The sequence below is a fragment of the Undibacterium hunanense genome (assembly GCF_014284335.1).
Lineage (GTDB): Bacteria > Pseudomonadota > Gammaproteobacteria > Burkholderiales > Burkholderiaceae_D > Undibacterium > Undibacterium hunanense.
The window spans coordinates 19,504-27,789 of record NZ_JACOGF010000026.1 but is presented as its reverse complement, the minus strand read 5'-3'; the positions used below and the strand labels follow the sequence as shown (position 1 = coordinate 27,789).

Annotated in this window: 4 protein-coding genes; 3 read left to right on the top strand and 1 reads right to left on the bottom strand. The window is 52.9% G+C overall.

Annotation, left to right across the window (positions count from 1 at the left end):
• Positions 1-302: 302 nt before the first annotated feature.
• The 3 genes from H8L32_RS26890 to H8L32_RS26875 all read left to right on the top strand — a co-directional run bounded on the left by H8L32_RS26890 (position 303) and on the right by H8L32_RS26875 (position 5,265).
• Entirely contained in the window at positions 303-770 is a 468-nt protein-coding gene (locus H8L32_RS26890; protein WP_186950951.1) for a cache domain-containing protein, read from the top strand.
• 463 nt (positions 771-1,233) lie between these two features.
• Positions 1,234-4,047 carry a beta strand repeat-containing protein gene (locus tag H8L32_RS26880; RefSeq protein ID WP_186950949.1) on the top strand — a complete coding sequence of 938 codons (2,814 nt, stop codon included), beginning with the start codon at positions 1,234-1,236 and terminating at the stop codon, positions 4,045-4,047.
• A gap of 75 nt (positions 4,048-4,122) precedes the next feature.
• Positions 4,123-5,265 carry an OmpA family protein gene (locus H8L32_RS26875; protein WP_186950948.1) on the top strand — a complete coding sequence of 381 codons (1,143 nt, stop codon included), beginning with the start codon at positions 4,123-4,125 and terminating at the stop codon, positions 5,263-5,265.
• 95 nt (positions 5,266-5,360) lie between these two features.
• Here H8L32_RS26875 and glnE read toward each other — a convergent pair whose 3' ends face one another.
• Positions 5,361-8,090 (bottom strand): bifunctional [glutamate--ammonia ligase]-adenylyl-L-tyrosine phosphorylase/[glutamate--ammonia-ligase] adenylyltransferase, encoded by a 2,730-nt coding sequence (gene glnE / locus H8L32_RS26870; protein ID WP_186950947.1) that lies wholly within the window; start codon positions 8,088-8,090, stop codon positions 5,361-5,363.
• Positions 8,091-8,286 lie beyond the last annotated feature (196 nt).

The following is an 8,286-nucleotide window of genomic DNA, read 5'->3' as shown; positions in this document are numbered from 1 at the left end:
CCAAGGTCTCGCTGACGCTGGATTATATCGGGCTGCTGGGCCATGCACCGGATGCCGCAACCTTCAATCAGTTGCTGGCACAGTCGGGCACGGATGCGGTGACGCTCATCGGGCAGTTTATTAATTCTCCTGAGTATCTCGCCAGGTTTATGCTGGTTTGAGGATAGGGATGGGTGGGGCTGGCAGCGATGAATGCATTTGTGTAAACAGCCTCGCACATATTGTGCAAGCGCAAAACGATTTATTTGCTTTTAGGAAAATCGAGGGGTAGGATGAAAATCGTTACCCCTATGGAGACTACTATGCGACGAATTGTATTGGCTTGTCTGGTTTTTGCTGGTGCCTTGTTATCCTTGTCACCGGCGCTGGCCGCAGGTGATCGTGGTAGTGCTGAAGAGGCGATTGCCCTGGTTAAAAAGGGTAAGGACTTTATCAAGGCGAACGGTAACGAATCTGCCTATACCGCTTTTAATGATCCCAAGGGGCAGTTTGTTGACCGGGATTTGTACCTGTTCGTATTTGACCCCGCAGGCAAAACCCTGGCCCATGGTGCCAATGCCAAATTGCTGGGCAAGAATCTGGCTGACCTGAAAGATTCGGATAATAAATATTTCATTCGCGAATTTTTAGAGCTTGCCAGCAAGAAGGGCAAGGGGTGGGTGGATTACAAATGGCCGCATCCACAGACGAAGGCGATAGAACATAAATCCACGTATATAGAAAAACTCGATGATGGCACGATCATCGGCTGTGGTATCTACAAGTCATAGCTAATATAAGTACCGTATTTCCCAAACAGGCACGCTTTGAAGCGTGCCTGTTTTGTTTGGCGCAGTCATCACGGCGGCGTTGATTTCAATTTTTTGTCCCATCTTCTCATCGCTGGCGACACACCATCCCTTCAGGTATTTCTGTTCCTTCGCTTCATTTCGCAGTCTTTCTCCGCAGTCTTTCTCCATAAGTGTTGTTTAAATTAATTCAACCGCTGTTGAGTGTGCTATCGCACAGATCAGGGTTTGGGAAAGGGGGATAAGTAACACTTGATACGGCACTCAAACCTAAAACATTTGATCACCTGTCAAAGCACACACGGATAAAGATTGCCTCCCATATGTGAAACCAACTCTGAAAAGAGATGTCACCTCAGGTCGCCGTCGGCAACAAAACAAGAACAATGCATAGCGGCCACACCGAAATTACTCGGCACCGGACTCACCTGAAAAGAAGGCAAAAATGAATATCCTACAGCGCTACCTGAGGCCGCTTGCATGCGTGTCCGCAATACTCATCACATCATTGGTCGCCGGTTGCGGTGGCGGTGGTGGTGATCCGATTTTAGGCTTACCTTCAGCCACTTTATCAACACTGACAGTCAGCCCGCTGACTGCTACGGTAGCAAGTGGTGGCATGCAGCAATTTGTGGCAACGGCAACTTATGCGGATGGCGCTTCCCGCGACGTGACTGCAACATCGGCCTGGACTTCTGCCACTCCTGCTGTAGCAACTGTGGTTAGTAATACCGGTGTCGCCAAAGGCGTGGTGAGCGGTAGCTCTGTAATTTCAGCCAGTTTTGGTGGCAAAACTGCTTCGGCAACGTTGACGGTCTCTCCGGCATTGTTGCAATCGATTAGCTTGCTTCCTGCCAATCCATCTATCGCGGTCGGTGGTACACAAAAGTTTCAGGCCATGGGAACGTACTCTGATGGCACCACCAGTGATATCACGGCTATTTCGACGTTCACTTCAGCATCGCCTGCCTTTGCGACCGTCAGCAGCACGGGATTGGCAACGGGTGTCGCTATCGGGTCGTCAACCATTACTGCCGTATCGGGTGTAACGACCGCCACTACCAAGCTGACCGTGACAGGTGCCGGTCTGGCATCCATCGCTTTGACACCGGCCAATCCGCCCATGCAAATCGGTACCACGCAGCAACTGACCGTGACTGCAAAATACACGGATGGCAGCAGCGTCAATGTGACCGCCAGCAGCAGTTTTTCTTCAGCCACACCTGCTATTGCGACAGTCTCGACTGCCACAGCCAGCAACGGTCTGGTGACTGCCATCGGCAGTGGTACGTCCACCATAACGGCAACGTTTAATGGTAGCAGCGCGACAGCTACCGTCAATGTCAGTTCGGCCTTATTGACGTCGATTACCGTCACACCAGTCAATACCAATCTTGCGGTAGGCAGTACCCAGCAATATCTTGCCAGCGGCAACTATTCTGATGGGACGACAGCCAATATCAGCAATGGCGTGACCTGGACCACCAGCTCACCATTGATCGCAACAGTCTTGCCGAATGGTCTGGCTAACGCCATCAGCACCGGGAATGCACTCGTCACAGCAAGCCTGGTGGGCAAGATAGCCTCTGCGTCATTGGTGGTGATACCTGCGGTTACCTTGAACTCCATCGCTATTACACCTTCAACTGCGAATCTGGCAGTGGGATCAACCCAGGCATTTATAGCGACCGGTACGTACTCTGATGGCAGTAACGTGAATATCACGAATTCTGTCACCTGGAGTTCCGGTACTACACCGATTGCAACCATTCTGTCTTCAGGTGTTGCTACGGGCATATCCGCAGGTACCACAATCATCACGGCAAGTTCTGCCGGAAAATCGGCGTCATCAACACTGACTGTTTTGTCAGGTACGGCACTGACCTCGATTACGGTCACGCCTGCCAACAATAATCTTACTGTCGGTGCAACGCAAAGTCTGGTCGCGACGGGTAATTATTCCGATGGCAGCACTGCCGTCATCACCAATTCTGTCACCTGGACTTCTGGTGCCAGTCCGGTTGCTACTGTCTCGGCAAATGGTCTGGTTAGTGCGGTCGCGGCAGGTAGTACACCTGTGGTGGCCATATCCGGTAGCAAATCAGGCTCTGCTACCATCAATGTCTTGCCGGTCGCTGCATTAAATTCCATCGCTGTGACGCCGGGTAATCCAACCATAGGCATAGGTGGTACGCAAAACTTTGTTGCTACCGGTAGTTTTGCCGATGGCAGTAGCCTCAATATCAGCAATGCGGTGACCTGGGCGTCGGCCAATTCGGCGATTGCCAGCGTATCCGTGAATGGTGTGGCGAATGGCTTGTCAGGTGGCACGACTTCGATTGCGGCTAATCTTTCAGGCAAGACTGGTTCGACCGGTTTCACGGTGACGCCTGTCGTGACGCTCAGCAGTATCAGTTTGACGCCAGCCAATGCAAGTGCAACAGTCGGCGCGTCGCAACAGTTTATCGCTACCGGCAACTACTCAAATGCGACGACCAATAACATCAATACCACGGTCATCTGGCTTTCCAGTGCAACAGGTGTCGCCAGCGTGTCTTCCACAGGGCAGGTAGTCGCTATTGCACCTGGTGTAACAAATATCTCTGCTACGCAAGGGGCACTGACAACGACAACTACCTTTACTGTCACGGCAGCACCAATTGCCGGCATTAATCTCGGCGGTGCGACCAGTTTTGCGGTACTGGCTGGTACATCAATTACCAATAATGCTGGCGGTACTACCCTGGTCAGTGGCGATATAGGTTCGTCATCGCAGATTGTGGATCCGGTGCAGGCAGCCGGTTTCATTAACTACAAATCAGGCGCAATTCTGAACACGGCCCTGGCTGACTTGCAGGTGGCGATTGCGGATGCGAATAGCCGCACCTGTACTTCCAGCTCTGCCAGCGGGATTGATCTGGGTGGGCAAACCTTTACCCCTGGTGTGTATTGCTATGCCGGTGCGATCAACATCACCGGTACCTTTACCATGAATGGTGCAGGTCTGTATCTGTTCCGCAGCAGTTCGACGCTAAATACGACGGCGAATTCGATTGTTGCCTTAACCGGCGGTGCAACTGCCAGCAGCGTGTTCTGGGTGCCGGTTGCAGCCACGACGCTGGGTGCAAACAGTGTATTCAAGGGAAGCATCATGGCGCAATCTGCCGGCATCACGCTGGGAGACACGACAACATTGCAAAATGGCCGCGTTCTGTCGGGCAGTGCAGTGACTCTTAAAAATAACGTGATTGCACGTTAAATAATTCATGGGTAAATGAAAGGGCTGATGTCACTCCCTTTCATCCTATTTCAGTCATTTCTTAAGGAGAAACACATGGCGCTGCCAAAAAATGTAATAACACTCAACTTGCTCGTCTGCGCGCTGCTTGCCAGCCAGCTGGCACAAGCCGATGAGCCCTGGACCAACCCGGACTGGGCAGATAGCGCCTGGTACATAGGTGGCGGTGCTGGCCGTACGAAAGCCACTATCGATAAAGATACCCTGACACGCAGCCTGATGGATAACGGTGCCAGTAATGTCACTTTCCGCACCAGCGAACGTGATACGGCTTACAAGCTGTTTCTGGGCAAGCAGATGAATAAATACTTTGCCATAGAGGGCGGGTATTATGATCTGGGAAAATTCGGGTTTGATGCCACGACCACGCCGCCAGGTGCCATCAGTGGTGAGGTCGGCTTTCGTGGCTTCAATCTCGATCTGGTCGGGCAACTACCCTTGTCGGAACGATTTTCCCTGCTGGGACGCATTGGTGCCAATTACACCAGGGCAGATGCGCATTTCACCGGCAATCGCCTGTATGCAGTCACCAACCCCAATCCCAGCGAGAAAAAGCTGAATCCTAAAGTCGGGCTGGGTCTGGAATATAAATTCACTGAAGCACTGGCCCTGCGTGGCGAAGCAGAACGATATCGCGTCAACGATGCAGTAGGTAATCGCGGTGATGTCGATTTTTATTCCATCAGTCTCGTCTACAAACTGGGTAAGCCCGCCTACAAACAGCCAGTGTCCTACATTGCGCCGCCGACACCTGCACCAGTCATGGAGCCCGCACCGCCACCTGTCGTTCGCAACGTACCGCCACCACCAAGACCGCAGCCAGTGTCTGAAAAGGTCACCTTCAGTGCAGAAGCGTTATTTGATTTCGATAAATCCATTGTCAAACCCGCAGGCAAGCAGGCGCTCGATGATTTGTTGAACAAGCTGCAGGGCATGAATACGGAAGTGATGATCACTGTTGGTCACACCGATTCGATAGGTAGCGATGACTATAATCAGAAACTGTCAATCCGCCGCGCTGAAGCCGTCAAGGCCTATCTGATTACCAAAGGGATTGATGCGTCGCGTGTCTATACTGAAGGCAAAGGTGAAACCCAGCCGATTGCGGATAACAATACCAGTGAAGGCCGTGCCAAAAATCGTCGCGTGACGGTTGAGGTTGTTGGTTCACGTCCTTAAGTGTAAGGCAGGCTGAGAGATAATCTTCTCTCGCGTTGTATGCAGATCATGCCATCCAAAGTTTACTCTGGATGGCATGCTTGTTTTTGTGGCGGCTACGTCAGCAAACTATCCCATAAAGCTTTGGTTGCCTGTGCCTCTTTGCTGACTCTTTCAGGTTCTACTCTGGCGCGGTCTTCACCCTGTAGTCGTATGCTGTGCTGTAATTTACGGAACAGGCGATAGGCGGTGGCAGTCTGATTCGCCAGCCCTGCATCAATCAGACCCAGTTCACCACAACGTATCAACAGGGCAATATTGCCTTTGTTGGCTGTCAGTTCCGGATACTGGCTGGCGTATTTCAGGACCAGGTATTGCACGATAAATTCTATGTCTATCATGCCGCCGGCATCCTGCTTGAGATCAAACAGCTCGCTGCGATTGATGTTGGCGTCACGCATTTTCTTGCGCATATTGATGACTTCACTGCGCAGCTTGTCGTCGTCCCTTTGCTGGCGCAAGACCTGCTCGCGTATCTGTTCAAACTGGGCACCAATGGCGGCATCGCCAGCGCAGAAGCGGGCGCGTGTCAGTGCCTGGTGTTCCCATAGCCAGGCGGATTTTTCCTGATAACGGGCAAAGGATGCAACGGACGATACCAGCAAGCCGCTTGCGCCGTCCGGGCGCAGTGCGATATCGATATCAAACAGGATGCCGGCCGGGGTGTGGCTGGTCATCCAGGTAATGAAGCGCTGCGCCAGCTTGGCATAGTTGGCGGGTGCTTCCTGGTCTTCGTCGTCATACAGGAAAATAACATCCAGGTCGGATGCGTAACCAAGTTCCTTGCCACCCTGTTTGCCATAGGCGATGACGGCAAAGCGTGGCTCGCGCCGGTGGCGGCTGGCGATGGTTTCCCAGGCAGATTGCAAGACAGCAGCGACGATGATATCGGCCAGTTGCGATAATTCATCTGCCAGGTGTTCGACACTCAACTGTCCTTCCAGATCCTGCGCCAGCAAACGGAATTGCAGCGCATGATGCATTTCACGCAGGGTTTCCATCTGCCTTTCGGTATCACCCTGATGCTGGTCCAGATGATGTTGCAGATCCAGCCGGAAGGCGGCCCAGTCGGGACGTTGATGGAGTGAGGATTCATCCAGCAATTCATCCAGTAGAATAGGGTGGCGACTCAGGAACTTGGCTGCCCAGTCGCTGGCTGCCATCATGCGTATGACACGTGCCAGTGCATGCGGGTATTCGGTCAGCAACGCCAGGTAGGCGGCGCGACGGGCGATGGTTTCCATAAAATCCAGTAGCCGGTTCCAGGCCAGTAACTGGTTGCTGCTTTGGCGGGCGATGATGTTTAGCGCATTATTCACCAGCGCCACCAGCTTGTTGCGGCTGGCTTCTGACAAGGCCTGCACCTTGGGCGATTGCCAGGTTGCCATCAGCCTTTGCGTGATGGAGGTGGCGTCGCTGCCAGAAAAACCGAGGCCAGCCAGATGCGCGGCAATCAGTTCATCGCTGTCCGGGCCGGACAGGCTGATGGCCAGCATGCCCTGTTCGGTCTCGCTGTTATTGTTGGCCTTGTCGCGGAAAATCGCATCAAACTGTTCGGCAATGAACTCGCGGTGCGGGCGCAACTGATCCAGTAATGCCGCCACACTGGTGCAGCCCATCATGCAGGCGATTCTTTGCTGGTCTTCTTCCCGTACGGGGAAGGTATGGGTCTGGGCATCGTCCAGGTATTGCAGGCGATGCTCAAGATTGCGCAGAAAGGTGTAAGAGTTGAGCAGACGCTCGACAATGGCAGCATCCAGGATGCCTTTGTCAGCCAGGGTCTGCAAAGTCTTGCGGGTGGAGCGGTCACGCAGGCTGACATCGCGCCCGCCACGGATGAGCTGGAACACCTGCGCCAAAAATTCAACCTCGCGGATACCGCCCCGGCCCAGTTTGACATTATTGCTGCGTTCGGGGTGCTTGGTTTCCTGCCGCACGACTTCGGCCCTGATCTGGGCATGCATGGAACGCAGGGAATCAATCGCGCCGTAATCGAGATAACGACGGTACACAAAAGGCCGGATGATTTTTTCCAGTGCCGCAATATCGCCAGGCTGGCCTGTCATGGCACGTGCCTTGACCCAGGCATAGCGTTCCCATTCCCGGCCCTGGATCAGAAAATATTCTTCTATCATGTTGAAACTGGCCACCAGCGGGCCTGATGCCCCGTTGGGACGCAAAGCCATGTCGACCCGGAAGCTGAAGCCGTCTTCAGTCACTTCAGAGATGGCAGCAATCAGTTTTTTACCCAGGCGGCTGAAGTATTCATGGTTGGACAGGCTGCGCTGGGTGGCATCCTGCACCCGGGTTTCGCCATCTTCGGCATAACAAAAGATTAAGTCGATGTCGGAAGAAACATTCAGCTCAAAACCGCCGAGCTTGCCCATGCCCAGCACGATCAGGGCCTGTTCTGTGTCGCTTTCTTCACCGATGGGAATGCCATGCATGGCTTGCATGTCAGCATCAATGGCTTGCAAATGCTGCTGGACGACAAAGTCGGCAAACTGGCTGATGGTGGTGACTACCTCATCCATATCTGCCTGTCCACAGAGATCGCGTTTGATGAGGGAACAGATCACCAGATTGCGCAAACGGCGCATGGCTTTGTTAAGAGATACGCCAGCGCATATTTCTTTTTGTAAAAACTGCGCAAAACCCTCTGGTCTCAAGGATAATTCAGAAACTTGCTGTAAAAGCGGTTTTCGGCTGGCATCTGCGGAAAGCCAGTTGGAAAAAAAGCGGGAAGCCTGAAGTATTTCAGCGTCTGGAGAAGGGCTTGCAGTCATAATGGGGCGTCGTTGGCCAAGGATGACATTGATTTTAAGCGATCTGCGCCTTACTGGTGCAGTATGCGGTGCAAGCGCCTGAATCACCCGTCGTGCAAACGGACATAAATATATTTATACTCCGGTGGAGTATAAAAAAGTATAAGAGAGTCGCCAACCAGACCAGTGTACCGGACCAGGGCCTGGTGGGTGTGGC

What these genes read in the sequence shown, in the direction of transcription:
- H8L32_RS26890 (WP_186950951.1), top strand. Translation starts at nt 303, where the DNA reads ATGCGACGAATTGTATTGGCTTGTCTGGTTTTTGCTGGTGCCTTGTTA.
- H8L32_RS26880 (WP_186950949.1), top strand. Translation starts at nt 1,234, where the DNA reads ATGAATATCCTACAGCGCTACCTGAGGCCGCTTGCATGCGTGTCCGCA.
- H8L32_RS26875 (WP_186950948.1), top strand. Translation starts at nt 4,123, where the DNA reads ATGGCGCTGCCAAAAAATGTAATAACACTCAACTTGCTCGTCTGCGCG.
- glnE (WP_186950947.1), bottom strand. Translation starts at nt 8,090, where the DNA reads ATGACTGCAAGCCCTTCTCCAGACGCTGAAATACTTCAGGCTTCCCGC.